The sequence below is a fragment of the Actinoplanes sp. NPDC019969 genome, from assembly GCF_055562375.1.
This window is the reverse complement of sequence record NZ_JBVHFK010000026.1, coordinates 25,313-50,104: the sequence shown is the minus strand read 5'-3', so window position 1 is coordinate 50,104 and position 24,792 is coordinate 25,313. Positions and strand designations below refer to the sequence as shown.

At 70.3% G+C, this 24,792-nt stretch carries 21 protein-coding genes and 2 tRNA genes; 4 read left to right on the top strand and 19 right to left on the bottom strand.

Annotation, left to right across the window (positions count from 1 at the left end; all coding sequences use genetic code 11):
• Positions 1-25 precede the first annotated feature (25 nt).
• The 5 genes from ACZ3II_RS42290 to ACZ3II_RS42270 form a co-directional block, all read right to left on the bottom strand.
• Complete coding sequence (locus ACZ3II_RS42290) at positions 26-1,486, bottom strand: glycoside hydrolase 5 family protein (protein ID WP_465526307.1); 1,461 nt, start codon at positions 1,484-1,486, stop codon at positions 26-28.
• Between the two features lie 150 nt (positions 1,487-1,636).
• Positions 1,637-2,908: an SPFH domain-containing protein gene (locus ACZ3II_RS42285; RefSeq protein ID WP_465526305.1), complete on the bottom strand. Its 1,272-nt coding sequence runs from the start codon at positions 2,906-2,908 to the stop codon at positions 1,637-1,639.
• Between the two features lie 2 nt (positions 2,909-2,910).
• Positions 2,911-4,476 (bottom strand): SPFH domain-containing protein, encoded by a 1,566-nt coding sequence (locus ACZ3II_RS42280; RefSeq protein WP_465526303.1) that lies wholly within the window; start codon positions 4,474-4,476, stop codon positions 2,911-2,913.
• A 114-nt stretch (positions 4,477-4,590) separates the two neighbouring features.
• On the bottom strand, positions 4,591-7,653 hold the full coding sequence (locus ACZ3II_RS42275) for a DUF4132 domain-containing protein (protein ID WP_465526301.1): 3,063 nt from the start codon (positions 7,651-7,653) through the stop codon (positions 4,591-4,593).
• Positions 7,654-7,683: 30 nt separating this feature from the next.
• Positions 7,684-9,180 (bottom strand): M1 family metallopeptidase, encoded by a 1,497-nt coding sequence (locus tag ACZ3II_RS42270; protein WP_465526299.1) that lies wholly within the window; start codon positions 9,178-9,180, stop codon positions 7,684-7,686.
• Between the two features lie 111 nt (positions 9,181-9,291).
• On the opposite strand from ACZ3II_RS42270, the gene ACZ3II_RS42265 reads away from it, so the two are divergent.
• The gene (locus ACZ3II_RS42265) at positions 9,292-10,410 is read left to right on the top strand and encodes an effector-associated domain 2-containing protein (RefSeq protein ID WP_465526297.1); all 1,119 of its coding nucleotides are present in this window, start codon (positions 9,292-9,294) and stop codon (positions 10,408-10,410) included.
• Positions 10,411-10,500: 90 nt separating this feature from the next.
• On the opposite strand, the gene ACZ3II_RS42260 is transcribed toward ACZ3II_RS42265, so the two are convergent.
• The 3 genes from ACZ3II_RS42260 to ACZ3II_RS42250 all read right to left on the bottom strand — a co-directional run bounded on the left by ACZ3II_RS42260 (position 10,501) and on the right by ACZ3II_RS42250 (position 12,545).
• The gene (locus ACZ3II_RS42260; RefSeq protein WP_465526295.1) at positions 10,501-11,457 is read right to left on the bottom strand and encodes a carboxypeptidase-like regulatory domain-containing protein; all 957 of its coding nucleotides are present in this window, start codon (positions 11,455-11,457) and stop codon (positions 10,501-10,503) included.
• A 129-nt stretch (positions 11,458-11,586) separates the two neighbouring features.
• Positions 11,587-12,240, bottom strand: coding sequence for a Bax inhibitor-1/YccA family protein (locus ACZ3II_RS42255; RefSeq protein ID WP_465526293.1), 654 nt, complete (start codon positions 12,238-12,240; stop codon positions 11,587-11,589).
• Positions 12,241-12,323: 83 nt separating this feature from the next.
• A complete protein-coding gene (locus ACZ3II_RS42250) occupies positions 12,324-12,545 on the bottom strand; it encodes a hypothetical protein (RefSeq protein WP_465526291.1) in 222 nt (73 codons plus the stop codon).
• Between the two features lie 147 nt (positions 12,546-12,692).
• Here ACZ3II_RS42250 and ACZ3II_RS42245 point away from each other — a divergent pair, with 147 nt between their 5' ends.
• The gene (locus ACZ3II_RS42245) at positions 12,693-13,340 is read left to right on the top strand and encodes an RNase H family protein (protein ID WP_465526289.1); all 648 of its coding nucleotides are present in this window, start codon (positions 12,693-12,695) and stop codon (positions 13,338-13,340) included.
• Between the two features lie 323 nt (positions 13,341-13,663).
• Entirely contained in the window at positions 13,664-13,807 is a 144-nt protein-coding gene (locus ACZ3II_RS42240; protein WP_465526287.1) for a hypothetical protein, read from the top strand.
• 255 nt (positions 13,808-14,062) lie between these two features.
• Here the strand turns inward: ACZ3II_RS42240 and ACZ3II_RS42235 are convergent.
• From ACZ3II_RS42235 to ACZ3II_RS42220, 4 genes are all read right to left on the bottom strand, one after another.
• Positions 14,063-14,136 (bottom strand) — tRNA-Ile (locus tag ACZ3II_RS42235).
• A 50-nt stretch (positions 14,137-14,186) separates the two neighbouring features.
• Entirely contained in the window at positions 14,187-14,357 is a 171-nt protein-coding gene (locus ACZ3II_RS42230) for a hypothetical protein (protein WP_173476693.1), read from the bottom strand.
• 21 nt (positions 14,358-14,378) lie between these two features.
• Positions 14,379-15,644 (bottom strand): NAD(P)/FAD-dependent oxidoreductase, encoded by a 1,266-nt coding sequence (locus ACZ3II_RS42225; RefSeq protein ID WP_465526285.1) that lies wholly within the window; start codon positions 15,642-15,644, stop codon positions 14,379-14,381.
• A 398-nt stretch (positions 15,645-16,042) separates the two neighbouring features.
• A tRNA-Asn gene (locus ACZ3II_RS42220) sits at positions 16,043-16,115 on the bottom strand.
• A gap of 205 nt (positions 16,116-16,320) precedes the next feature.
• Between ACZ3II_RS42220 and ACZ3II_RS42215 the strand changes: the two genes are divergently transcribed.
• Positions 16,321-16,656 (top strand): hypothetical protein, encoded by a 336-nt coding sequence (locus tag ACZ3II_RS42215; protein ID WP_465526283.1) that lies wholly within the window; start codon positions 16,321-16,323, stop codon positions 16,654-16,656.
• 68 nt (positions 16,657-16,724) lie between these two features.
• On the opposite strand, the gene ACZ3II_RS42210 is transcribed toward ACZ3II_RS42215, so the two are convergent.
• The 7 genes from ACZ3II_RS42210 to dnaG form a co-directional block, all read right to left on the bottom strand.
• Positions 16,725-17,549, bottom strand: coding sequence for a hypothetical protein (locus tag ACZ3II_RS42210; protein WP_465526281.1), 825 nt, complete (start codon positions 17,547-17,549; stop codon positions 16,725-16,727).
• Positions 17,550-18,581: 1,032 nt separating this feature from the next.
• Complete coding sequence (locus ACZ3II_RS42205) at positions 18,582-19,685, bottom strand: YihY/virulence factor BrkB family protein (protein ID WP_465526279.1); 1,104 nt, start codon at positions 19,683-19,685, stop codon at positions 18,582-18,584.
• Positions 19,686-19,838: 153 nt separating this feature from the next.
• A complete protein-coding gene (locus ACZ3II_RS42200; protein ID WP_465526277.1) occupies positions 19,839-20,648 on the bottom strand; it encodes an ABC transporter permease in 810 nt (269 codons plus the stop codon).
• Between the two features lie 21 nt (positions 20,649-20,669).
• Positions 20,670-21,428, bottom strand: coding sequence for an ABC transporter permease (locus ACZ3II_RS42195; protein WP_465526275.1), 759 nt, complete (start codon positions 21,426-21,428; stop codon positions 20,670-20,672).
• A gap of 1 nt (position 21,429) precedes the next feature.
• Entirely contained in the window at positions 21,430-22,353 is a 924-nt protein-coding gene (locus tag ACZ3II_RS42190; protein WP_465526273.1) for an ABC transporter ATP-binding protein, read from the bottom strand.
• A 10-nt stretch (positions 22,354-22,363) separates the two neighbouring features.
• A complete protein-coding gene (locus ACZ3II_RS42185) occupies positions 22,364-22,891 on the bottom strand; it encodes a hypothetical protein (protein ID WP_465526272.1) in 528 nt (175 codons plus the stop codon).
• Positions 22,888-24,753 (bottom strand): DNA primase, encoded by a 1,866-nt coding sequence (gene dnaG, locus ACZ3II_RS42180; RefSeq protein ID WP_465526271.1) that lies wholly within the window; start codon positions 24,751-24,753, stop codon positions 22,888-22,890. The genes ACZ3II_RS42185 and dnaG overlap by 4 nt, the downstream gene beginning before the upstream one ends.
• Positions 24,754-24,792 lie beyond the last annotated feature (39 nt).

Below are 24,792 nucleotides of genomic sequence, written 5' to 3'. Positions count from 1 at the left end.
CGGGGCCCGCCTGCGCTGTGCTCGTTCAGGAGATCGCGACGTCGTCGAACCAGACCGTGCCGCTGTTGTCGCCGGACTTCAGGTGCAGCTGGACGCTGGTGGCGCCGGCCGGGGCGGCCGCCTCGACGACCAGCTTGGTCCAGGTGCTGTTACCCGCGGGCAGGCGGTTCGAGGTGTTCTGGCTGATCCACTTGCCGTTGATGTCGAACCAGCTCAGCGCGATCTCGGTGGTGCCGGTGGCGTTGATGCCGCGGGCGAACGCCTCGGCCCGCCAGCGGTAACCGGCCTGGACCGGGGTGATCGGCGAGGTGACCATCGACGGCAGGCCGGCTGTGGTGCGGGTGGTGCCGGAGAACCGGACCGACCGGCTGCCCAGGCGGGGCATGTCGGTGGTGACCACCGGGACGCCGGCCGCGGTGTTTGCCTCGCGCCACGGCGAGTCCTCCTCGGCCGCCTCGAAGCTCAGGTTCAGGATGCTGTTCGGCAGGGTGCCGGTGGTCCAGGCGGAGGTGACCACGGCGGCGGCGAGCTTGGCGGTGCCATCGGCGCGGAACAGGCCGAACTTGTACTGCGCGGGCATCGCCGACACCGACGAGTTGGCCGGGATCGCGCCGTCCGCGAAGTCGTTGAGCGTCCACGGCGACACGGAGCCCACGCCGGCGACCATCGCGGCACGGAACACCCGGGCCAGGTACGCGCCCTGCTCGCCCTCGCTGACGACGGCGCTGCTGACACCGGTCTCGCCGATCACGATCGGGGACGGGGCGACCGCCGCCTGCGCCTTGCGGATCTCGGCGAGCGCCCGCTCCGAGGAGCCGTAGAAGTGGAAGTCGTAGTAGTCGAGCGGGGTCCCGGACAGCGACGACTTGATCCTCGCCATGCCGGCCGCGCCGGTGCCGCCGTCCACCGACAGGGTCAGCGGCAGGTTCGGGGCGAACGCGCGGATCGCCGGGATCAGCTGCTTGACCCAGGTCACGGCGGCGGTGTCGCCGGGCTGGAACTCGTTCTTCAGCTCGACGGCGATCACCCGGGGGTCGTCGACGTACGGCTCGAGCACCGACTTCGCCCAGTTGATGCTGTTGGTGACCTCGTTGTAGCCGGACCACCAGTCGAACAGGGTCACCTTGACGGTGAGGCCGTGCGCGTCGGCGATGCTGACGAACTTGCGCAGCTTCTCGGTGAACTCCGGCTTCGGCGCCGGCCAGCCGAACGCCTGCGGGAAGACGATCACCCGGACGTTGTCGGCGCCCAGTTCCGCGGCCTTGGCCAGGTCCGCGTCGACCCGCTCGGCGTCGAACCCGGTCCACATCGCCGACCAGCCGGCGTCCGACGGGTAGTAGTTGATCGACTTGGCGGCCGTGACCGCGGCCATCCGGTCCGTCATGGACGCAGTCTGCACCTCGGCCTGGGCCGGGGCGGCGAGGACGCCGAGGCTCATCAGAACGGTGGAAGCGACGGTCGCGGCACGAACACGGAGGCTGCTCATCAGGTCGGGGTGGCCTTCCTCGATCAGGTTGCTTTTCGGGGGTGACCTCTCATTCGGCGGCCGCGTCGTCTCCTGCAGAATCCCGCTGATCGCATTGAGGTTGCAAAAGGGGTGCCCCCATCCGGCGACACCCCTCCCCTGCTCGGCACCTCACTCGGTGGCGCCGTCACTCCTCTGCGGCCGGTCCGCGCCGCCCAGCGCGATGCGCGGCAGCAGTTGCGCGGCGAGCAGGGTGGCCAGCGCGGAGTCGCCGCCACCGTCGCCGTCGGTGCGCACCACCACCGGCTGCGGCGCCCGGCCGGCCAGCTCGGCGCCGACCTCCAGCCGCCGCAGCGCCAGCTCGTACTGCAGCACCGCGCGGTTGTCCCGGTACGCCTGGGCCAGCCGGCGCTGCGCCTTCGCCTCGTTCTCCGCCGAGATCAGCCCGCTGCGCCCGCGCGTCTCGATCTCGAACCGGACTCGCTGGGCGTTGGTCTCCTGCTCCTCGAGCAGCTGCGCGACCTGCTCGCGGGCGTTGTTGAGCGCCGCCTTGACCTCGACGATCCGGGCGTCGCGCACCTTCTTGGCCCGCTCGATGTCCATCTGCAGGCTGTCGATGCGGCGTTTGCGGGTGAGTCCCCACTCCTGCTCGTAGGCGGCGCTCTCCTTGGACACCCGCTCCCGGGTGGCGAGATGCTGCTGGTACTGGGCGGGGAGCTGGACGTCCGGGATGTTGCAGCCGGTGATCCGGACGCCGTACCGGGAGAGCTGGCGGTTGAGCAGCTCCTGCATGTCGGCCACATCGGAGCCGCGCAGGTCGTACGCCCGCTCGGTCTGCACCATCCGGGCCCGCTGCCGGATCGCGTCCTGCACGGCGCTGGACAGCACCAGGTCGAAGTTGCCGGCGCCGATGGTCCGCACGAACAGCACGGCGTCGGTGATCCGCAGCTTCATGAAGAACTCGATCGAGCGCAGCGGCACGTTCTCCCGGGTCGGGCAGGCCATGACCGGGGCCGAGTACGGGATCTCGGTGGCCACGTCGACCACGAACGAGACCCGCGACCACGGGTGCCACAGGTAGTGCCGGCCCGGGTCCAGGGTGCTGACGACCGCGCCGTACCGGGTCAGGACGCCGTTGGTGCCCTGCTCGATCTCCACGATGGACGAGCGCCACCACCACAGCACCCCGACGAGCAGGAACAACACCCCTGCGAGGTACGACAGGACGGCGAGCGTCTCGTCACCGCGCACCGTGAACATCACGCCGGACAGGACCGCGAGCAGCCCGAACCAGAGCGGCAGGATCCAGAACAGCCGCCGCCGGTGCTTGGGGATGACGACCGGGATCAGGGTGCCGGCCTCGCCGCCGCCGCGCAGCAGCCGGGCGATGTCACCCCACGGCGCCACGGCCTCCGTGATCACCGAGCTTCGTGCCTTGGCCATCGTCACTCCCCCGCCTCGTCGTCGCCGTCTGCCGCGGCGGCCGGGATGGCCGGCTGGTCGTTCGCCCGCAGCGCGTTGATCTCCACCTCGCGGTCGGCGATGCGTTTCGCCACCTCGGCCAGCCGGGTCCGCATGGCCGTCATGTCGGCCTCGCTGAACAGCTCGTTGCCCCGCTCCCCGACCAGCTCCCGGGCCAGTTGCAGCAGGTCGACGCCGGCCGCGCCGTTCGGGTCGCCGGAGCCGCCGATGCGGACCAGCCGCGGCAGGTGGTCGGCGACCTCCTCCAGCCGGTCGAGCACCTCCCGCTGGTAGCGGTACTCCAGGATCTCCGGGGCCTCGGCGACGGTGACCGCGCGGATGTCCAGGGCCTGCGCCTCCAGCAGGGCGGCGTTGGCCTTCGCCTCGGACTCGGCCAGCACGTACCGCTGGCGGGCCAGGGCCTGCGCCCGGTTCGTCTCCCGCTCCACGGCGGTGTCCATCTGCGCCTGGTACTGGGCGATGTCGGCCTGGATCGCCGACAGCGTCTCCCGCAGCGAGGCGAGCTCCTTGCTCAGGTCACCCTCGTCCTGCTCCTTGCGCAGCTGGAGCGCGTACTCGTGGGTGTACGCCTCCTTGGCGACCCGCACCATCTCCGGCGCGGCCAGGTCCATCCGGTACTTGCGGTCGGACGGCTCGGCGTGGGTGATGTTGGCGTTGGTCAGCTCGACCGCCGGGCGGAACTGCTGGTTGAGCTGGTCCAGCAGCCGGCCGGTCTCCTCACCGACCATGTTGTAGATGTCGGCGGCCGCCTGCTCGTAGATCAGGCTACGGATCGTCTCGCTCACCGCGTTGCCGAGTTTCTCCTCGAAACCGCGCACCGCGCCGAGGGTGTAGACGAACTCCACCGGGTCACTGATCCGGAACTGGATGAACAGGTCGATCGACGCCTTCACGCCGCCCTTGGTGGGCGCCTCCCGGACCGGGGCGTTGAACGGGTACTCCCGGGTGGTGTTGACGATGTACGACACCCGCTTCCACGGGTTCAGCAGGATGACCCGGCCGGGGCCGACGACCTGCTCCAGCTTGCCGAACCGGGTGATCAGCGCGGCGCAGCCGTCCGGCACCATCACCATGCCCTGCCGCCACCAGACGAAGCCGACCGCGAGCAGCGAGAGCACCCAGTAGTGCACGCCGAAGAACGGGTTGGTCAGCACGTCACCGCCGGCCACCGCGACCGCCGAGGCGCCGATCGCGCCGATCACCAGCAGCAGCGACACCGGCAGCATGGTCACCAGGGACCGGCCGCGCGGGATCACCATCGGGCAGATGACGTGCACCTGCTCGCCGCCGTCCCGGCGCAGCTCGCTGTGGTTGAGCGCCTCGCCCGCGTCGTCCAGCGGCACGGTCCGCTGCTCCATCACCGTGTCGACGCTGCCGCCGATGTCGCGGGCGGCCGGGAAGTCGACCGGGTCGACGCCCAGCACGTCCTCACTCAGACGGCGCGCCTCGTCCATCGCCACGGCCCGCGGATCGGCGCCCTCGGCGATCGCGGTGGCGGCTCTCCGTAAACCTTGCTGGACACGTGCCACGGTTCACCTTCCCGATCTCGTCCGGCTGGTCGTGGGTGCTGTCTCAGCGGCGCTGAGACAACCCTGACAGCCAGCCGGGATGCTATCGACACGCCTCAACCGGGCGGGGCCCCGTCAGTCCAGAATTCGCAGGTCGTGGAGGAGTTCGCTGAAGACGACAGGCGGCAGCTCACCGAAGGTGACGCCGTTGCCACGGAACAGCGTCACCGCGCCGGTCGTCTGCGGCGGCGCGGTGTCCACGGTGTCGGTGGCGTGCCAGCCGGGATCCGTCTCCAGCACCGCCCAGGCGCCACCGCCGAGCGGCTTCGCCATCTGCACCGGCGAGTCGTGCCAGCGGGTCCAGCCGTGCCGTTCCAGACCGCGCAGGACGGCGTACGTCGTCTTCCGCCCGGCGTACCGCTCGATCTCGTGCTCCTCTCCCGGCCCGATCCGGTGCACCGGCCGGTCGAGCTGGGCGAACGGCTGCAGCAGCTCGTAGTCGGCGAACACGCCGGCCCAGTCGCCGAGCATGCCGTCGGGGAAGTTCAGCGGGTGCAGCACACCTACCGCAGAACCGGCCGGCAGCTCCAGCGTCTCGTCGTCCACGGTGGCCGGTGTGCCGTCCTCGGCGATCCTGGCCGTCGCGGTCAGGGTGTCCCCGGCGTACACGCCCCAGACCAGGCGCTGCGCGAGATGGGTCATCCACGGATGCCCCGCGAACCGCTCCAGGAAGATCCCGGACGGGATCCGCCGTTCCGTGCGCATGGCCCGTTCCAGCCGTGCGACGTGCAGTGACGCCGACGAGCGGGCCTCCTTGCGCAGCGCCGCGATCCGCGCCTTGCCCTCCTTGCCGAGCCGGCCGGTCATGTCCCGGACCACCGGCGCGAGCTGGTGGTCGAAGGTGATCCGGAACGTTCCGGTGTCGGTGACGACGGTGTCGCCGCCGTCCTCGGTCAGGCCCAGCGACGGGACGAGACGATCGGCCAGCTCGTCCGAGGTGAGGCCGCGCAGGTCGGCGATCGCCTCGATGTGCTCGCGGGCCCGGCTCTTGAAGACCGGGAACCGGGACTTCTCGGCGAGCAGGCTCAGCTCGATCAGGGCCACGTCGGTGCCGCGGTGGCGCAGCGCGTCCAGGGCGGCCTGGGCCCGGGCGGCGGCGTTGGCGCCGGCCCACTGGCGGGCGTGCGCGGCCAGCTTGCGGGCGCCCGCGTCGTCGCCGATCAGCCCGACGGCCTGCATGCACCAGTTGTCGGCGGCCGGGGCGCCGGCGGCCACCCAGCGGTCGAAGAGGGCGCCGGCGAACACGGCGCGGGAATCAGCGGTCCAGTGCTCCCGTGCGGACAGGACGGCCGGATGGACCTCGTCGGTGTCGCAACTCGCCAGGCGTACCAGCAAACGGTGTTGCTCGTGATCGTCGGCGACCGCTCCGGTGGGGGTGGTCAGCGGCGGCAACGGATCGGCGGTGAGATAGCCCGAGATCTTGGGCGGTTTGGCCCGGGGCGCGTCCAGCGGATCCCGTTCCAGCAGCGCGATCAGGTCCGTGGCGCGGTCCCCGGCCTGCTCGGTGAGAAGCGCGCGGTGACCCTGTGTGTCGAGGTAGCGCAGCACCCGGGTGGTCGTGGCGTCGCCCGGATCGTTCGCCCACAGCGCCACTGTCCCGGCCGCCGCGTGCCGCGGATGCCGCAGCAGCCAGGACCGTGCGAGACGGCGGTGCTTGCGGGCCGCGAACGCGCGCACCATCGGCGCGGCGAGCGCCACGTGCCCGGCCGGCTGCGCCACCTCCAACGCCGTATCAACACAGTTCCGGTCACCGAACGCGGCCAGCAGCGGCGCGACATGATCCACGCCGTGCCGGAGCAGCAGCGACGGCATCAACGTGCGCAGCCGGTACTTGTGGAGCGTGAAACCGAGCGCCATCAACCGGTCGTGGGTCCACCGTGGCGCCAGCACCAGCGACGCCAGATCGGCCGGGATCGCCCAGCGTTCGCGGTGGTCCAGCCAGGCGGTCACGGCGGCGGTGTCACAGCGGCCGATCGGCGTCCCGTCCCACGTCTCGGCGTCCTCGCGGATGCCGGCCTGCTCCGCCTCCGCCCGCTCCTCGTCCCGGAACCGCAGCTCCGGCGTCACCGGGACGGCCACGTCGAGCCATTGCGGCCGGGCCGCCTCCGGCGGCTGATAGGGATCAGGCAACCCTTGCGGTACGCCCAGCGGCTCGTACTCCGGCTCGGTGAAGAAGCCGGTCGCCCAGACGTGCCCGGCGGCCCGTTCCCGCGCCAGGGCCGCCCGGGCCGCGTCGTCGTCGGCGCAGGCCAGCAGCGAGCACCAGATCCCGTTGACCCGCGGGTCGTCCTCGAACGGATAGGCCGGCTTCATCCGGGCCAGCACCGGCCCGGCCGCCGCGCCCGCCACGTCGAGCACCCCGGTGAGGTAGAACCGCCCGCTGGACCGGGCGAAGAACTCGTGCCGCACCCGGTCCTCGGCCGCCAGAAAGCGTTCCAGGGTGTCCAGATCGCCCGCCGCCAGCCCGGACGGGTGCGCCGCCGAGTTGCCGAACCTGCCGCAGTGCAGCATCGCCTCCGCGTGCGCCGCCCGTTCCACCGAGCCGGCGAGGGGACCGAGCGGGAACAGGTAGGTGACGGCCCAGAAGACGTCGGCCCGCAACCCGCCGGTGAACCGCGCCGCCAGCCGGTCACGCAGCTCCAGCACCAGGTCACGGGACCGGGCATAGGTGGCGTCGTCGGTGACCGCCAGCAGCTCCCGCAGCCGCCCGAGGACACCCACCCGTGAGTAGTGCATCTCGGTGTCGAACCCGCCGAACACCCGGCGGCAGGCCTCGGGCAGCCCGTGCGCCGCCACCAGGAAGTCCGCGAGCCGGTCGTCGGCGTCCTCGGCCAGGTACTGGAAGCGGGTGCGGACCGCGCGGACCAGCGCCTCGTCCTCGGCGACCGTGCCGATCCGTACCCTCGGATCGAGCAGCCGGTCACCGAGCGCCCGGTCGCCGGCGTCGAACGAGGTGACCAGCTCCCAGACCCGGGACCGTTCCTTCGAGACGTCGCGGATCGCCCGGTCCTGTGCCCAGATCGCCTGCCGCAGACCGGTCCAGGCCTCGTCGAGGCCGGGGACCGGCCGAACGGCCACGGCGATGCCGCCCCGCCTCGGGTGCAGCACCGACCGCAGCCATTCATCGGATGACCTCATCGGGCCACCCTAGTCACCCTTGCTGATCTGTCAGTGGCGGTGCAGCAGCTCGTGCGCCCGCTTGATCTCGGCCAGCGACTTCGGCGCGACCGGGACGTCGTTCGTGAACGCCGACACGCCCGCCACCGCCGGCTTCGACGGGGTGAACAGCCACGCCTGGAACAGGTCGTCCAGGTTCTCCCCGGAGATCTTCTCGGACAGGGCGATGAACTCGTCGGTGGTCACGTCGCCGTAGCGGTGGATCGTGGGCCAGGTCCGCAGGATCGTGAAGAAGTCCTCGTCACCGACGGCCAGCCGGAGCTGGTGCAGGGTCATCGCGCCACGGTCGTAGACCGCGTCCCCGAACAGCTCGGCCACGCCCGGGTCGGCCGGCGCGGTGGTCCAGATCGCCGCGCCGTCCGGGTAGGTGGCGTACAGGTAGTCGAAGATCTCCTGCGCCGTGCCCTCCTCGTTCTTCTCCGACCACAACCACTCGGCGTACGAGGCGAAGCCCTCGTTGAGCCAGATGTGCTTCCACTCGGCCACCGACACCGAATCGCCGAACCACTGGTGCGCCTGCTCGTGCACGACGACCGAGGTGTTGGAGCCGCGCCGGAAGAACGCCGACGAGTAGGTCGGCCGGGTCTGGTTCTCCAGGGCGAACCCGAGCGTGCCGGGCGGGGTGACCACGCCACCGAGGGCCTCGAACGGGTACGGCCCGAAGACCGTGGACTCCCACTCGGCGACCTCGACGGTGCGTTCCACACTGGACTCCGCCGCGTCCCGGAAGTCCTGCGACAGCAACTGGGAGTACGCGTTGTAGACCGGCAGGCCGGTCGCGGAGGTGTCGGTGGTGACGTCGTACTGCCCGACCGCCAGGAACGTCAGGTACGTCGCCTGCGGTTTCACCGACCGCCAGCTCCACCGGGTGTAACCGAGGGTCTCCCGGACCGGCGGGCGCGGCTGGACACCGTTGCTGATCACCTCGAGCCCGTCCGGCACCGACACCGAGACGTCGAAGGTGGCCTTGTCCGACGGGTGGTCGTTGCTCGGGTACCACCACCAGGCGATCTCCGGCTCACCGATGGCGAGCGCGCCGTCCGGGGTCCGGATCCAGGCGGTGTAACCGGCGCCGACCTTCGTCGACGGGACGCCGGCGTACTGCACGACGATGGTCAGGGCGCCACCGGCCGGGACCGGACGGGCCGGGGTGACGACCAGCTCGTGCTCGCCCTGGCGGGTGAAGGTGGCGGGACGGTTGTTGACCCGTACCGACGAGACGTCGAGCAGGAAGTCCAGGTTGAGCCGGCTGAGATCCTGCTTCGCGGTGGCCAGGATCGTCGTGGTGCCGGTGAGCCGGTCGGTCGATGGGGTGTAGCGCAGCCGGATGTCGTAGTGGGAGACGTCGTACCCGCTGTTGCCGTAGTCGGGGTAGTACTCGTCACCGACCCCCGGGCCGCCCGGAGACGGCGCGGCCATCGCCGGGACACCGGTCCCGGCGATGGTGAGGGCGGTGGCGGCCAGGGCCGCCACGAGTAGTCGTCGCACGGTCCACTTCCTTTCGTCGGCGGAATCGTCCGTCAACATATCGAAGAACCTCGAACGACTTGTGTCCGGTGAATGACGGAGCCTCTTGCTCCGCATGGGATCGTGTCCGGTATGAGCAGCCCGGCACGCACCCACGCCGTGATCATCGGCATCGATGAGTACGAGCTCGGACCGTCGGCCCGCCTGGACGGTCCGGCCGACGACGCGGTCCGGTTCGCGCACTGGTTCCTCGGCCGCGGCGTTCCGGCGGCACAGGTGCACCTCGCGGTCACCCCCGGGCTTGCGGCGGTCGGCGACCTGGCCGGGATCGGAGCTGACGTACGCGGCCCGAGTCGCGCCGAGATCCACCGGCTGCTCACCCGTGACCTGCCCGGATGGGACGGCGACCTGCTGTGGGTGGTGTGGGGCGGGCACGGGGCGATCGACGAGCTGCGGCGGCGCCGGCTCTACTACGCCGACTCCACCCGCGCCGACCCGGCCACCCTCGACCTGGAGTCGGCGATGGCGATGGCCGCGAGCAGTTACGTCCCCGGCTTCGACAGGCAGATCTGGATCGTCGACGCGTGCCAGACCCACGGCATCGCGGTCCGGTCCCCCTGGACCCCCGGGACCGAGACGTTCCCGGTCGGCGCCCCCGGACGCGACCGGGAACAGGACGCGCTGTTCGCCGCCAGCCTCGGGCAGCCCGCGATCAACCTGACCGCCGCCCGGACCGGCCTGTTCAGCGCCGAGGTGCTCCGCGACCTGGAAGCAGCCGAACCCGGCACGTGGCCGCCGGACGTGGACGCGCTCACCGCCCGGCTCCGGGAACGGTTCACCCGGCTGCGGGACTCGTACGAGCAGACGCCGACCTACCTCTGGTACCGCAGCCGCGCCGGCGACGAGGGCCAGCTGCTGCAGTCCGGGACGGCGCACGCCGCGCCGGCCGGGCCGTCCGGGCAGCTCGACCTGCGGCTGCTCGGCGCGGCGGCGGACGCGCTGGTGCGGATCGACGAGTTCGTGCGGACCGACGTCCGCGAGGAGATGCTGTCGGTGCTGCGGCGCGACCTCTACGCGGCGATCAACCGGCAGGGCAACGCCCGGCTGGAGGCCGTCAGCGTGCTGCGGACCTGCGCCCGGTACGCCGGCGGCATCCCGGAACTGATCGAGGCGGTCCGCTTCTTCTGCGCCGACCCGTCCCGCGCCGACGACTTCACCGCCGCCGCGCAGCGCCTCACCTTCTCGCTCTGACCCGCCACGGCCGCAGAAGATCCGCTCGCCGTCCGCGCGTGATGACGCCTCCCGTGCCGCGGGCCCGGACCCGCGGCACGGGACGCCCGGTCAGCTCACCGGAAGCAGCCGCTCGTCGACGACCGTGGTGACACCGGCCGCGGTGGTGAACCAGGTGGCATTCTCCCAGTCGGCCGACCCGGTGGCCCACTGCTCCTGCCCGCTCGCCGTCACGAACCGGACCTTGAGATCATCCAGCGGGACCTTGGTGAACGTGTACCGGCCGTCGGCGTCCGTGCTGGTGAACTCGTGCACCTGGCCCCGGGTGGTGTAGCTGACGTCCGCGCCGGCCACCGGTGCCCCCGCGGCGTCGGTGAGCCGGCCGGTCAGCGTCGGCGCGACGATCAGTCGCGTGTCGACTCTGGTCGCGCGTCCCGGGGCGACCTGGTACCGGCCGGCCTGCGCGGCGTCGGTGGTGCCGGACGGCGCATACTGACTGAAGTTCCCGTCGGCGAACCGCAGAACGTACGGGGTGTTCGGGCGGACCTTCAGCACATACCCGCCGTCCGCCGCCGTGAATTCCTCGTACCACAACCGGCTGACGCTGTCGAAGGCGGAGACCGGGACACCCTCGGCCGGCTTCCCGGCGGCGTCGGTGACCTTGCCGCTGATCGTTCCGGCGGCGAAGACCAGACTGTTCACGATCGTCCTGCGTCCCTCCCGGACCTGGTACTGGACGCCCTGCTCGATCGTGAAACGGCGGCCGGGCGCGTATTCACCCCAACCTCCGGCGGCGATGCTGACCCGGTACTGGCCGGGGACCAGGCCGGGCAGAGTGTACGCCCCGCTCGCATCGGTGTTCGTGAACAGATAGGTGCCGTTGTCCCGATCGAGCGGCTCAGCCGCGATCCGGGCGTTGGCGAGCACATGACCGCTGGTGTTGACGACGCGGCCGGAGATGATGCCGCCGTCCGCGACGGCGGCCACGGCGGGTGAGGCCGCCGCCGGCGCCACGACCCCGAGAACCGCGAGACCGGCCACGGCCGCGGCGAACTTCCTGCGCTGCATGGACGAGTGTCCTTTCAGGAGCTGGAGCCGCTGATATTAGAGGAGATGATCAAACGACGCGGGCCGGAAGGATCGATCCTTCCGGCCCGTGCCTTCCCTGATCGCTCAGACGGCGGGAACGCTGACCACTCATCGGCCGCGGAAGATCCGCAGGAAGAACAGGAAGACGTTGAGGATGTCGAGGAAGATCGACGCGGCCAGCAGCGGCGCAGCATCCAGATCGGACGAGCGCCGCAGCCGCTGGAAGTCGAACATGATCAGGCCCGCGAAGATCACCAGACCGAGCACGGAGTAGATCAGGCTCCCGTACGGGATGTTCACGAAGATCAGCACGATGCCGAAGACCAGCAGCCCGACCAGCGCCCAGAAACACAGCCGGGCGAGCGCGCTGAGGTCACGGCGGGTGGCGTACCCCGCAGCTCCGAAAGCCCCCACGAACAGCGCCGTCGCGCCCGCCGCCTGCCACAGCGCCTGCGGATCGGTGCTGGCGTAATAGACCAGCGTCGGCGCCACCGCCACGCCCATCAGCAGCCCGAACCCCGCGAGCAGCGCGACAGTCGTCTGCCGCGACCTGCGTACGGTGAACTGCATCGCGATCAACGCCGCGAACGACGCCAGATACGCGATGAAGGCGAACCCGGCCGGCAGGTTCCGCCCCAGGTACGCCCCGAGCGCGAACAGCGCCGTCGTGCCAGCGACGTATCCCATCGTCTGCGCGAACAGGGTGCGCCCCCGATCCCGCACGGCAAGCCCGGCCGTACCGCCCGGATAGGTGTGATCCATCGCGATTCCCCTGGTGGTCGAGACAGTGTGGCCACCACTCTCAACCGTCGCGCGGATCCGTACACCCTTCGCCAGGGGTGATATCAGGACGCGCCACGCAGCTCGCCGGCGGTCCGCCTCTCCCCCGTGGACGGTTCGGCCCGCTCAAGCTTTCCCTCCTCCCACCAGTCCTCCTCACCGCCCTGATCCTCACTGCGAAGATCGATGACCACATGGGTACGAGTGGCCCAGGACGTCGCCGACTCCCCGGCACAGAACGATCGCGCCGTCCGGGGGTCCAGCACCGCCCGGGGCAGCCGCAGCATGATCCGCCGGGAGCCTCAGCTGGTCAGGTAGAGGTGCGCGTCGAAGTAGAGTTCCATCCACTTAGTCAGCACGCCCCGGCATCCATCGACAAGTCGCTCTCGTCCGCAGGCATTCATTGCTTACGATGCCTGTCGGGGGTGTCGCGGATGATCGAACGGGAGCAGGCAGTCGACATGTTCGTCGCCGGTGTGTGCGACGGCGATCGTGGTCCGGGTGGCTGGGGAGCCGTCCTTCGATACTGCAGGCACCTGCGCGAGGTGCACGGCGCCGAACCCGCCCCGACGACAAGCGACCGGATGCGGCTGACGGCGGTGGCCGAGGCTCTCGACCGGCTCACCCGAGCTACGTCGGTACGTGTCCATGCCGATCGAACCATCGCCGGCCGGCATCGGGACCTGGCGGCGCGGCTGACCGCGGCCACCCAGCCGCACCAGGTTCGATGGATCGCCGAGGCCACCGCGGCACCCGAACACGAACAAGCGGACGCCCTGGCCCGAGCCGGCCTGGTCGAGGCCAGGCGGCAGCTCGACGCCCGCTGCGTCCATGACCTGGTCGTCCGTCAGTGCTGGCAGTGCCGCCCGGCGGCCGGCAGCCGCCCGGACCGTGTCGCGGTCACGTCCGGCGGCTCCGTCTTCCACCTCAGCGAGAGCTGCACCGCCCTCCACGACGGCTGGCGGCACATCGAACGCCGCGGCGGCACCCGCGCCGACCTGACCTGGGTGCCGACCGTCGACGCGCTCGCCACCGGACGCGGCGCCTGCCGGGCCTGCTGCACCAACCACGACTTCCGATGACATCGCCGGCCACGGTTCCCGACCGCCCTGACGTTCGCGATCGTGAGTAACCGCTACGAAGCTGCTTCCTCGAACACCACACACCTGAGCCCGGTGTCCGGACACGCTCCGGTGGCTGTGCGACCTCTCCCGGTTCTGAGCCGTCCCGTCTCGACGGCCTCCAGGATGACGACTTCCCGTACCGGACGCTGCGCCCCGATCCCGACAGTCACCTGGCGGGCGGTGACGTCGCCCGCCTACGGCGCCAGGTTCGCGGCTTCAACGAGTCCGGCGACATCGTCGAGTGGGGTTTCTACGCCCGCACCTTCGTACTCGATGACGACATGGGCGAGGTGTACCGGATCCTCGAACTCATCGCGTCATACGTCTCCGACGACGGCTACGGCGGTCACGAGCGCGAGCAGTACGACGCCGCGGGCATGTCCCTCCATCTTTTCAGCGGCGGCACCGTCGAGGTCCGCCGATAGAGCAAGGCTGGGGCACGTCCGAACTGTCCGAGCAACTGCTTCGGCCGGTTCAGAATGCTGGTTGCGCTTGCCGGGGAAGCTCGGAGCCATGCAGATCCGCCGGACACGTCGATGGGCGTTGCTTCGGCACACCACCAACGGCACGATCCGAAGGCCTGCTCACGGCGTACCGCCGCAGCGGGAAACCCTGACCGGCACGGCCCACCGCAACCACCGTGACGTGGGGTCTGGGGGTCGCCCCCAGGCGAACAAACGTGGGGCGGGCGGGACTCGAACCCGCGACCGAGGGATTATGAGTCCCCTGCTCTAACCCACTGAGCTACCGCCCCGTACCGGCGGCGATACTATCCCGTGCCCCGCTCCCAAGCCTAGCGATCTATCACCGCACCAGGGATTTCGGCAGAAGAACGATCTGTCGCCGCGGATCTTCCACCATGTCCGGTGGCTGGAGATCCTCCACCCGGGGCAGTCCCTCGTCACAACAACTGGGACATTCCGGGCCGTCCTGGGTGGTGAACTCAGCGTAGTTCTCCGGGCTGATGTCGCTCATTGAAACCCCCTAAAACGGGCGTTAAACCCCGACCCGAGCGCCGAGTGACGCCAGGACTGCTCCTGCGGTACGCCAGCCGCCGGCCATCGCGCCCTGGATGGACGGGCTGTCGCGGTGGTCGCCGGCGACGAAGAGGCCGTCGCCCAGGTCGACCGGGCTGCGCAGCCGGGACTGGGGTGGCCGGGCCGCGGGGAGCGCCTGCGGGACGGCGACCACGTTGAGCAGTTCCCAGTCGTCGGTCGGCACTCCGTACATGCGGGACAATTCGACCCGGATCACGGCTTCGGAGGCGCTGGACGGCGCGGAAATCCCGACGACGGTGGCCGCGATCAGGCTCTTGCCGCCGGGGGCGTACTCCGGTGCGGCGTTGCTCATCACCACCGTATTGGCGATGATCTCGCGCCGGTCCCCGTCGAGCAGCAGGATCGGCTCGTCGATGGGCGCCCGGTCGGCCCCGAAGTAGAAGGTGGTCAGGCTGTGCATGTCGGGCCGGGGCAGCCGGCCGGGCAGCAGGGCGGCGGCGCCGTGCGGGTCGGTGGCGACGATCACAGCGCGGCAGCGCAGTTCGCCACCCTCGGTGACGACCATGCGGGGGCCGATCGACAGGGTGCGGGCGCCGATCAGCAGTTGCGGGAACGGCAGCGGCCCGGCGATGGCGGCCGGCAGCGCGGCCATGCCGGCGGCGGGCACACCGATCCGGCCGCGGGTGAACGAGCGCAGCACCATCGCGGCCACATGGCTCGACGTCTCCAGCGAGCGGTCGGCGAACACTCCGGAGAAGAACGGCCGCAGCGCCTCCTCGATGATCCGGTGCGACAGGCCGGCGGCGCGCAGCATCTCCTGCGTGGTGGTCTCCGGCGCGTCGAGCAGCCGGGACACCGGCAGGGTGGCGCAGCGGGTGGCGAGCGCGGCGAACTTCAGCCGGTCACCGAGCGTACCGATCCCGGAGATCAGGGTCTTCGGGCTGGCGAGCGGCTCGCGCAGCGGGTTCTCCAGGCGATGCAGGCCGCCGCCACGCCGTACCAGCACACCGGAGGTGAAATAGCGCATGTCCAGCGCGTCCACGTCGACGAGCGCGGGCAGCCGCGGATAGGCGGTGTTGATCGTCTGGAACCCGCGGTCCATGTGCCAGCCGTCGATCACATCGGTCGCGACCCGGCCGCCGACCCGGTCGGACGCCTCCACCAGGAGCCATTCGACGCCGGCACGGTCGAGACGGCGGGCAGCGGTCAGCCCGGCGAGCCCGCCGCCGATGATGACGACGTCCACCTCTACCGGCTGCGACATGTCCACCTCACAGACTGCAATCGACGCGGAACCCAGCGTAACCAGACATGCGTGTCCGAGGAGGCGAAAGAGCCAGGCCCTCAAAACCCCAAGATCAAATTCTTGGAGATGTACGCTCCCCGCCCGCCCTGCTCGATCAGGACAACGGCACACCGCCCCGAAACCTCAGCCAGGTCCACACTCCCACCCGTCAACCCCCTCGGCTGGTTCTCAGGGCTGTCTCCCGAGCCGCGAGACAGCCCTGAGAACCAGCCGGACCTGACCGCACGGGACGGCTCACGGCGTACGCCGGAAAGATCTTGGGTTTGGGGAGGTTCTGATCTCGGAGCGCCTCTTGCTATACAGAAGAGCGCACACAACAGAAAACCCCAGGCCGTTAAGCCTGGGGTCGAAGTCTGCTCCCCGAATTGGACTCGAACCAATAACCTGCCGGTTAACAGCCGGCTGCTCTGCCAATTGAGCTATCGGGGATAGTTCTCTTGCTCGCCGCCCGGTTTCCCTGGCGACGGAGAACAGACTACATGACCACCCGGACCGCCCGCGAACGGGATACCCCCCATTCGCCCGGCGGCCCGACAGCAGGCAGGAAACCCGGATGCGGGGAGTATCGCCCCGGCAGGATGGGTATGCACCCCGACAGACGCACGCGCGTCGAACAACGGAAGGAGCCGCCATCATGCGCGGAAAGCTGATGTTCCTCACCGGTCTCGCGGCGGGCTTCGTCATGGGCAGCCGTGCCGGCCGGGAGAAGTACGAAGAGATCCGGGCCAACGCTCAGAAGGTGTGGCAGCACCCGACGGTCCAGGAGGCCGCCGGTGTCGCCCAGGCGCAGGCCAACAAGCTCTACACCGAGGGCAAGGACAAGATCCAGTCCTCCAAGCTCGGCGAGAAGCTGAACACCGGAACCAGCAGCACGACCACCACGGACGAGCTGACGGCGTCGAGTGACTCGCTCTCCGGCTCGAAGAGCACCACTTCCAGCACCACCGGCAGCACCGGCACCACTTACTGACGCAGGTCCCGCCGTTCGGCGCCGTCCCCGGCTTCCGGGGGCGGCGCCGAGGCGTATCCGCGAGTGGATCAGGGAGCGGCGCAGGGCTGCTGTTCGGCGACGAGGCCGAGGCCGGTCAGTTCCTCCAGGACGTACGCCAGGGCGGCGCCCCGCTCCTCGTCGGTCCCGGGGATGTCGACGTCCACGTACTCCGTGCGGGCCGTGTCGGCGGCCAGCAGATGCCGCAGCACCGGCTGCCAGGCGGTCGACGGGTCGGTGATCCGGGCGGTGATGACCGACAGCCCGGCGTCGGTGATCCGGTCGATGCCTGACGTGGGGGCGGGCCAGTCGCGGACCACGGCGCTCAGGTCGAGGCACAGCCCCAGCCGGTCCTTGTCGATCCGGCTGAGCGCGGCGACGGTCTGCTCCGGGCTGTCCAGAACCCGGCCGGGACCGGGCTCGAACCCGGCCCGCACCGCACGGCCGACCCGCCACGCCAGGTCGGCCAGGCCGCCGGAGAGCCGGGACAGGTGCCGGGCGCCGGCCCGCTGGCGTGCCTCGTCCCAGTCCTCGGCCCAGCCCAGCCCACCGGTCGTGATGGCGCCGCGAACCTCCTCGAACGGCAGCAGGTCGACCAGCACCCGGGCCAGGGCGAGGGTGTGCCGAAGCCGGGCCGGTTCGCTCCAGTCGGGGTCCGGCTCGTCGCTGTCGCCGGGAGGCGCGCTGCTCAGCGTGAGCACTTCGAGTCCGCGGGCGTCGAGTTCGGTACGCAACCAGGTCCGGGCCCGGCCGTCGTCGGCGAGCCGGCCGGCCAGCCGATGCGGCAACCGGAGCGAGACGGTGCGGATGCCGGTGCCGACGTGCCCGCGCAGTGCGGCGTCGGCGGCGCCGAGACGAGCGACGGCGGCGCTCACGTCGTCGGGCTGGTCACCGTCGGCGTGATCTAGGCTGAGGCCGCAGCTGAGGTGCACAATCCGGCCGGAGGAATGTCGCAACCGCATCAATGTCCTCCCCGGACGAGTTCACCCGTGCAGGTGCACGTGCATTCGCACGAGCTGGCGACTCCAGTATGGACCATGCCGGAGCCGCCCTCGGAACGGCCGATCTCGCGCTTCCGGGTAGCCATCGTCGCCTCCATCCGTGGAACGCATGCCCTCGAATACGAGCCTGCGCCGCCTCCCGGATCAGCGACACACCTTTCGTGCGACGCGGCCACCAGCACCAACATGATCGAAAACGGCCGAGTCGATCGAGACATGCAGATGCTTCGGGAGGGGGTGACCAGCGAGTAACGCTCCCTTGACGGTCACGGAGAGCCATTGTCGGTCAGCCCGGCTTTTCAGATGGTGCATCAACGGACGTGCAATATACGGCTGCCCGTGCGTCCGCACGTCGCTTTTGCACCCTGGCATCCAGCCCGTCCCCACCCTCCTCTTTGCTGCAACCACTCGATCCATCTCTCAAAGCGCCCTGCGCGAGACGGATGCCAGGGCGGCATGGGCGCTCGGGTTGAGCAACCCGGCAGCGGTCTCGGTCACATCGGGTCACCGGCGCACCGCCCGCGCCCGCCCCGCCAACCCGATGACTTGCAACCCGAGATGCCTTCTTACCCGCGACCACCCTGAGCATTGCTCCTCCTTGCGTGCGGGCGAGGCTGACCACTCGTCAGCCGATGTTCCACGTCCCAGGGCGGCGTTGGTCGCCGGACAGCGGTGATCGCACGGGATCGGAGATCGGCGCCGGCCTCTGTCGCCGCCTTCTACCACCTCCGGCTGGTTCTGGTGGCTGTCTCACGTGCCCTGAGACAGCCACCAGAACCAGCCGGACGCGCGCCCCACCCGTGCCAACGGTTTTGAGCAACAAGAAAGCCCGGAGGGTGGCTCCGGGCTTTCTTGGCGGTGAGCGGTGAGCGGTGATGTGAAGCGTGCGGGCTACGGCAGTCCCGCTCAGCCCTCACTCAGCCCGCGCTCACTGCCCTTCTTGATCTTGCGAGTGTCACGCAGCTCGAGGAACGGCTCGTCGTCTGCGGGGTGACCGGCGGCGATGGCACGGCCGCGTTCGAGTTCCGCGTCGAGTTCGGCGCCGAGCAGGATCGCCATGTTGGAGATCCAGAGCCAGACCAGGAAGGCGATGACACCGCCGAGGGTGCCGTACGTCGCGTTGTAGTTGGCGAAGTTGGCCAGGTAGATCGCGAACGCCGCGGAGGCCGCCACCCACAGCACGACAGCGAAGATGCCGCCCGGGCTGACCCAGCGGAAGCCGCCGGTCTTCGCGTTCGGCGAGGCCCAGTACAGGACCGCGAACATCAGGCTGATCAGCATCACCAGGACCGGCCACTTGACGATGTTCCAGGAGGTGACGAAGACACCGCTGAGGCCGATCTTCTCGCCGACGATCTGGGACAGCTCACCGGTGAAGATGACGATGGCCGCGGAGGCGATCAGCATCACGCCGACCAGGGCGGTCACGCCGACCCGGATCGGCAGGGTCTTCCAGATCGGCCGGCCCTCCGGCACGTCGTAGATCGAGTTGGACGCGCGCATGAACGCCGCGATGTACCCGGAGGCGGACCAGAACGCCACGACCAGACCGACGATCGCCGCCAGCCCGGCCTTACCGGTGCCCTGCACCTGGTTGAGCACCAGGTCGACGAACTCCTGAAGCTTCGGGCTGGGCGCGAGTTCACTGACCGCGTCCCGCACGGTCCGCTGCCCGTCGTTGCCCATCATGCCGAGCAGCGACACGATCACCAGGACGCCGGGGAAGATCGACAGGACGCCGTAGTAGGTGAGCGCGGCAGCCCAGTCCGAGATGTTGTCGTCGGAGAACTGCTTGAACGTGCGCTTCACCGCGGCGACGAGGCCCTTGCCCTTGAGCTGGGTGGGGCTGTCCGGCCCGGCGTCCGGCCCCGGCGCGGAGAGATCCACGTCCCGGTCCTCACCGGTCCGTGACGTGGCCACGTCGTAATCGGCGTTTCCCTGACGGCGCGCCTCGGCCGCCTCTGAACCGGCGGCGTGTGGCGTCTCGTCAGCCTTGTGGCGAAGTTTCATGGCGGGGTTCCCTCCGGGCCGCAGCGATGGCTCCCGGCCGGCCCACACATCGTGTCCCCGTCACGACGTGCGCAGACGGCCTACAGGTGAGGTGCCCGATGTGACCCGATCCCTAACCTTTCTGATCTCGTCGTGGCCTCGGGGGGACGCTGTTCAACGGCAGAGGAGCCGCTCCATCCGCCGCCCGGCGATCGCCAGCCCGCCACCCGTCAGCGTCAGCAGATAGAGCACGTCGAGAACCTGGATGACCCCGACCGTGCCGAGGCTGATGCCGCGGATCAGGTCGACCGCCCGGTACAGCGGGGTGATCTCGACCAGCCACCGCAGCACCACCGGATAGCTGGTGGCCGGGACGAACGTGCCGGAGAACAGGAACAGGGCGAACTGGCCGGCCCCGATCATGTCGAAGTCCTGCCAGCTGCGGATCAGCGTGGCGATGGTCATGCCGAGCGCCCCGAAGGCGAACCCCACCAGGACCGTCGCCGGGAAGGCGGCCAGCGCCCGCAGCGGGCTGGTCAGATCCATCGCGACCATGATCACCAGGAAGGTCGCGGAGTAGAGGCTGCCCCGGAGCATCGCCCAGCCCAGCTCACCGAGCGCGATCTCGATCGGCCGCACCGGGGTGGCCAGCATGCCCTCGTAGAGGCGCATGAACTTCATCTTCCCGAAGAAGTTGAAGGTGGTCTCGACGATCGCGCCGCTCATCGCGGACGACGCCAGCATCGCCGGGGCCACGAACTCGGCGTAACCGATGGTCCGGCCGCCGGGCAGCGTGATGTCCCCGACCAGCGAGCCCACCCCGATCCCGATCGAGAACAGGTAGAACACGGGATCGAGCAGTCCGCCGAGCATCACCAGCCAATACGCCGGCTTGAGCGCCGACACGTTCCGCTCGGCCACCGCGACCGACCGGCGGCCGGCCCCCTCGAAACTCACCAGCCGGGGCAGAACCACGGTCAGCACGTCGCCACACCCCCGGTCATCTCAGAACACCAGCCGTCGCCGATAGCGCCACACCGCCAGGAACCAGCCGGCCACACCCCAGAGCAGCAGATAGAGCACCTGCCACACGGCGCCGGGACCGGGATCGAGGCCGAGGACGGCGGCCCGGCACAGGTCCACCCCGTGCCAGAGCGGCAGCACCCACGCGATCCAGCGCAGCACATCGGGCAACCGCTCGACCGGGAAGAACACCCCGGAGAACAGCGACATCGGCAGCACCACGAAACGGAACAGCATGGCCAGGAACATGTCGCTTCTCACCGAGGCGGTGTAGGCCGCGACCGGCGCCGCCGCGGCGAACCCGAGCAGCACGGCGAGCGGCAGCACGGCCAGGGCCCACGGCGACCGGAGCGTCCCGAACAGCAGCGCCACCAGCAGGAACGAGGTGACGCTGAGGAGCACCCGGAACAGCATGAAGATCAGGTGGCCGCCGAGGATGTCACCGACCCGCAGCGGCGCGGCGGCCTGCGCGAAGTAGTTCTTCACCCACTCGAAACTGCTCATCACCGGCCAGGTCGACTCGCCGACGGCGGTCTGCACGGCGGTCGTGGCGATCAGGCCGGGGACCATCCACTCCAGGTAGGAGAAACCCTGCACGTCGCCGGTCACCAGCGCGCCGACCCCGAGGCCGAACCCGAGCATCGTGAGCAGCGGCAGCACCACCGAGGAGAGGACCGTGGCCCGCCAGGTGCGGCGGTAGTTGACCAGGTGGTACTCGAAGACGTAGGTCGCGGCGGTCATGTCAGTCCACCAGGGTCCGGCCGGTGAGGTGCAGGAACACGTCCTCCAGGCTGCTGCGGCGGGCCAGCGAACTCGCCGGGGTCAGCGAGCGCCGGTGCACCTCGGCCAGCGCGTCGTCACCGTCGGCCACGTAGAGCAGGATCCGGTCGGGCAGCACCTCGATCCGCTCGCCGATGCCGTCGAGCTTGCCCGCGTAGGCGCTCTGATCCTCCGTGGGGAACCGCAACTCGACCACCTCACGGGTGGAATGCGTCTCGATCAGCTCACGGGGCGAGCCCTCCGCCACGATGCGGCCGCCGTCCATCACCACGAGCCGGTCGCACAGCTGCTCGGCCTCGTCCATGTAGTGGGTGGTCAGCACCAGGGTGACGCCCTGCTGCTTGAGCCGGAACAGCCGCTCCCACACCAGATGCCGGGCCTGCGGGTCGAGGCCGGTGGTCGGCTCGTCCAACAGCACCAGATCGGGCTCGTTGATCAGCGCCCGGGCGATGGTGAGCCGCCGTTTCATCCCTCCGGACAGCGGGTCGACCTTGCTGCCGGCCCGCTCCCCCAGCTGCACGAAGTCGAGCAGCTCGGTGGCCCGGGCCCGGGCCACCTTGCGCGAGATGCCGAAGAACCGCGCGTACGTCGTCAGGTTCTCCACGACGGTCAGCTCGGGATCGAGGTTGTCCAGCTGCGGGCAGACACCGAGCCGGGCCCGGATCGCCGGGCCGTCGCGCCGCGGATCCATGCCGAGGATCCGCAGCACCCCGCCGGTGGGTGGGGAGACACAACCGATCATGCGCATGGTGGAGCTCTTGCCCGCGCCGTTGGGCCCGAGGAACCCGAACGCCTCACCGGGCCGCACGTCGACGTCGATGCCGTCGACAGCGGTGAACCCGTCGAACCGTTTGACCAGACCGCGCGCGTGGATGAGGGAGTTCACCCCCGAAACCCTACGGAGGGGGTACGACAGAATCCCGCGCCGCGCCCACCAGTTCGCCGGTCGCCAGGACCACCGGCTCGCTGTCCACCGGGGTTCCGGAGTCGTACCGGACCGCCCAGGTGACACCGTCCCGCCCAGCCACCCGGCGGCCGACCACCCGGACCGCGCCCTCGGGCAGCGGATGATGGGAGGTGTACGCCACGGAGCGGGTCACCCGGGCCCGCACCTGGTCCGGCAGCTCCCCCGGCTCCAGCAGCAGGAACGACACGACCGGCGCGTCCACCAGGACGGTGTACCCGTCGCGTTCCTCGGCGACCTCGGCCGGCGTGATCCGCAGCTCCCGCCCGGACCAGGCCGCCTTGTGCACCTCATGCCAGCCCAGCCGTCCGGACAGCCTCGGCAGCCACAGCCCGTGGTTGGTGGCGACCACCACCTCCGCCGAGTCGGCGACCTGGCACCACGCCAGGACCCGTTCGTCCGCGGCCAGCGGGGGCCGGGCCTCGGCCGGCAGCTTGGGACGCCGTCGGAAGAGCTTCACAGTCCACCTGCCGCCTGGTCACGCAGGGCCCGCGCCTGCTGTTCGAGCGAGAAGAGCTCCCCGGCCAAGGCGAGGTACTGATCCTTGTTGGTCACCGGGTTGAGCCGTTGCACCTTCGACTTGAGATCACGGATCCGGGTGGCCAGGGCACCGCCCTGCAGCCGGGCCAGGGTGATCTGGACGTACCTCGGGTCCACCACGCCGTCGACCCGCAACGGCTCCACCGCCAGTTCGCTGACCAGCATCTGACCGCCCATGTCGGCGCACAGGTCACGGACCTTCTCGATCCACACCACACCGCCGGTGGACGACGCCGCCCCGCCGGCGTGGGCGATCGCCTCCCGCACCGCCGCGAGCACCGGGTCGCCGTAGTTCTCCGGGCCGACCGCGTCGAACATCGGCCCGGCCAGCACCGGCTCCTGCAGCGCCAGCTTCAGCGCCTCCCGCTCGACCAGCCGCTGCGGCGAATCGGCCGCCGCCGGGGACCGGGACCCGCGCTGCTGCTCGGCGGCGGCCTCACCGCGGAGCGCGTTGCTGACGGCCCGCTGCACCGGCTCCAGGTCCATCCCGAGGTCGCCGGCGAGCTTCCGGGCGTACTCCGGGCGCTTCTCCCGGTCCTTGATCTTGGCCACCAGCGGCGCGGCACGCCGCATCGCCTCGACCCGGCCCTCCACCGTGTCCAGGTCGAACCGCGCGATGGTCTGCCGCAGCGCGAAGTCGACCAGCGGCTCCCGGCCCGCGATCATGTCGCGCACCGCCAGGTCACCCCGGGCCAGCCGCAGCTCACAGGGGTCCATGTTGTCCGGCGAGACGGCGATGAAGGTACGCCCGACGAAACGCTGGTCCTCCTCGAACGCCCGCAACGCCGCCTTCTGCCCGGCCGCGTCCCCGTCGAAGGTGTAGATGATCTCGCCGGTGAAGCTGTCGCTGTCCATCAGCAGCCGCCGCAGCACCTGGATGTGATCCACCCCGAACGCCGTGCCGCAGGTCGCCACCGCGGTCGGCTCGCCCGCCTCGTGACAGGCCATCACGTCGGTGTACCCCTCGACGATCACCGCCCGGCCACGCTTGGCGATCTCCCGTTTCGCGTGGTCCAGCCCGTACAGCACGTGCGATTTCTTGTAGATCGGCGTCTCGGGGGTGTTCAGGTACTTCGGGCCGTCGTCGTCGTCGAACAGCTTCCGCGCCCCGAACCCGATCACGTCACCGGTCACGTCCTTGATCGGCCAGAGCAGCCGCCGCCGGAACCGGTCGATCAGCGAACCGGACCGGGCCTGCTTGCACAGCCCGGCCGTGATCAGCTCCTCGGCGGTGAAGCCCTTGAGCCGCAGGTGCTTGCTCAGCGCGTCCCAGCTGTCCGGGGCGAACCCGCACCCGTACTTCTCGGCGGCGTCCCGCCCGAACCCGCGCTCGGCCAGGAACTCCCGCGCCTTCCGGGCCCCCGGCGAGCCCAGCTGCTCACGGTAGAACGCCACCGCCGCGGCGTGCGCGGCGATCAGCCGCTGCTTCTGCCCGGTCTGCGGCCGCGGCGTGGACGGCCCGGTGTCGGTGTCGTACCGCAGCTGGATGCCGGCCTTGCCGGCGAGCCGCTCCACCGACTCGATGAACGACAGGTGCTCCGCGTCCATCAGGAACTTGATCGCGTCCCCACCCTGGCCACACCCGTGGCAAAAGTAGACATTCCGGGCGGGGGAGACGTTGAAGGAAGGGGTCTTCTCGTCGTGGAAGGGGCACAGCCCCTTCATGTTGCCGCCGCCGGCCGACCGGAGCGTCACCGTATCGCTGATCACGTCGATGATCGAGGTCCGGTCGCGGACCAGTGCGATGTCCTCGTCCTTGACCCTGCCCGCCACGGCATACATCCTGCCTCGCGCGATCGGCCGTCCGCCAGCAGGGTGGCC

What these genes read in the sequence shown, in the direction of transcription:
- ACZ3II_RS42240 (WP_465526287.1), top strand. Translation starts at nt 13,664, where the DNA reads ATGGGCGAGGTGTACCGGATCCTCGAACTCATCGCGTCATACGTCTCC.
- ACZ3II_RS42225 (WP_465526285.1), bottom strand. Translation starts at nt 15,644, where the DNA reads ATGTCGCAGCCGGTAGAGGTGGACGTCGTCATCATCGGCGGCGGGCTC.
- ACZ3II_RS42230 (WP_173476693.1), bottom strand. Translation starts at nt 14,357, where the DNA reads ATGAGCGACATCAGCCCGGAGAACTACGCTGAGTTCACCACCCAGGAC.
- ACZ3II_RS42260 (WP_465526295.1), bottom strand. Translation starts at nt 11,457, where the DNA reads ATGCAGCGCAGGAAGTTCGCCGCGGCCGTGGCCGGTCTCGCGGTTCTC.
- ACZ3II_RS42205 (WP_465526279.1), bottom strand. Translation starts at nt 19,685, where the DNA reads ATGAAACTTCGCCACAAGGCTGACGAGACGCCACACGCCGCCGGTTCA.
- ACZ3II_RS42265 (WP_465526297.1), top strand. Translation starts at nt 9,292, where the DNA reads ATGAGCAGCCCGGCACGCACCCACGCCGTGATCATCGGCATCGATGAG.
- ACZ3II_RS42285 (WP_465526305.1), bottom strand. Translation starts at nt 2,908, where the DNA reads ATGGCCAAGGCACGAAGCTCGGTGATCACGGAGGCCGTGGCGCCGTGG.
- ACZ3II_RS42215 (WP_465526283.1), top strand. Translation starts at nt 16,321, where the DNA reads ATGCGCGGAAAGCTGATGTTCCTCACCGGTCTCGCGGCGGGCTTCGTC.
- ACZ3II_RS42290 (WP_465526307.1), bottom strand. Translation starts at nt 1,486, where the DNA reads ATGAGCAGCCTCCGTGTTCGTGCCGCGACCGTCGCTTCCACCGTTCTG.
- dnaG (WP_465526271.1), bottom strand. Translation starts at nt 24,753, where the DNA reads ATGTATGCCGTGGCGGGCAGGGTCAAGGACGAGGACATCGCACTGGTC.
- ACZ3II_RS42255 (WP_465526293.1), bottom strand. Translation starts at nt 12,240, where the DNA reads ATGGATCACACCTATCCGGGCGGTACGGCCGGGCTTGCCGTGCGGGAT.
- ACZ3II_RS42250 (WP_465526291.1), bottom strand. Translation starts at nt 12,545, where the DNA reads ATGCTGCGGCTGCCCCGGGCGGTGCTGGACCCCCGGACGGCGCGATCG.
- ACZ3II_RS42275 (WP_465526301.1), bottom strand. Translation starts at nt 7,653, where the DNA reads ATGAGGTCATCCGATGAATGGCTGCGGTCGGTGCTGCACCCGAGGCGG.
- ACZ3II_RS42195 (WP_465526275.1), bottom strand. Translation starts at nt 21,428, where the DNA reads ATGACCGCCGCGACCTACGTCTTCGAGTACCACCTGGTCAACTACCGC.
- ACZ3II_RS42245 (WP_465526289.1), top strand. Translation starts at nt 12,693, where the DNA reads ATGATCGAACGGGAGCAGGCAGTCGACATGTTCGTCGCCGGTGTGTGC.